The sequence below is a fragment of the Thalassomonas sp. M1454 genome (assembly GCF_007097525.1).
Taxonomy (GTDB): Bacteria; Pseudomonadota; Gammaproteobacteria; order Enterobacterales; family Alteromonadaceae; genus Thalassotalea_A.
In genome coordinates this window covers 1-646 of record NZ_VKDD01000018.1, presented here as the reverse complement: position 1 = coordinate 646, position 646 = coordinate 1, and the positions used below count along the sequence as shown (strand labels likewise).

Below are 646 nucleotides of genomic sequence, written 5' to 3'. Positions count from 1 at the left end.
ATCTGAGCCTATAACGGTTTTTATCACCTTAACTCAGCTTTTCGCAGATTAACACGTCCTTCATCGCCTCTAACTGCCAAGGCATCCACCACATACGCTTAGTCACTTAACCATACAACCCCAAAAAGTTTCCTTCTCGACTGTTCGGTGACTAAACCGAACTAAGTTGACAGTCTGACATTTTCACGCATTCATAAGAATGTTGATAACAAAGTTATCAAACTTAAACATTGCTGTTTAAGCCTTGAGTAAGAACAACTAACGAAACGATAAAGTTCGTTAGTTATAATATTGAGATGTTGTATAAACATCTCAGTGACAATCACAAGTGATTGTCGTGGCAACTTATTCGACGTTTATGATTGGAGGTCATAAACATAAGTTGCCGGGTTTAATATCAGCTTTCCAAATTGTTAAAGAGTTAATCAACACGCGCATTCGGTGCAGATTTTGGTAAAAAACCAAAAGAATTAAGTGAGTTAATTCTTTTGGCTTCTCATTCTTTACTTTCGTTATCATACAATTTGTGTGAACACTCAACATTAAGCGTTTTACTTAAGGTAAGGAGGTGATCCAACCCCAGGTTCCCCTAGGGTTACCTTGTTACGACTTCACCCCAGTCATGAATCACAAAGTGGTAACCGTC

2 rRNA genes are annotated in these 646 nt (G+C 38.2%); both read right to left on the bottom strand.

From position 1 onward, the window contains the following. Positions 1-112, bottom strand: a 23S ribosomal RNA gene (locus FNN08_RS16240); the annotation flags it as partial. A gap of 449 nt (positions 113-561) precedes the next feature. After that, positions 562-646, bottom strand: a 16S ribosomal RNA gene (locus tag FNN08_RS16235); the annotation flags it as partial.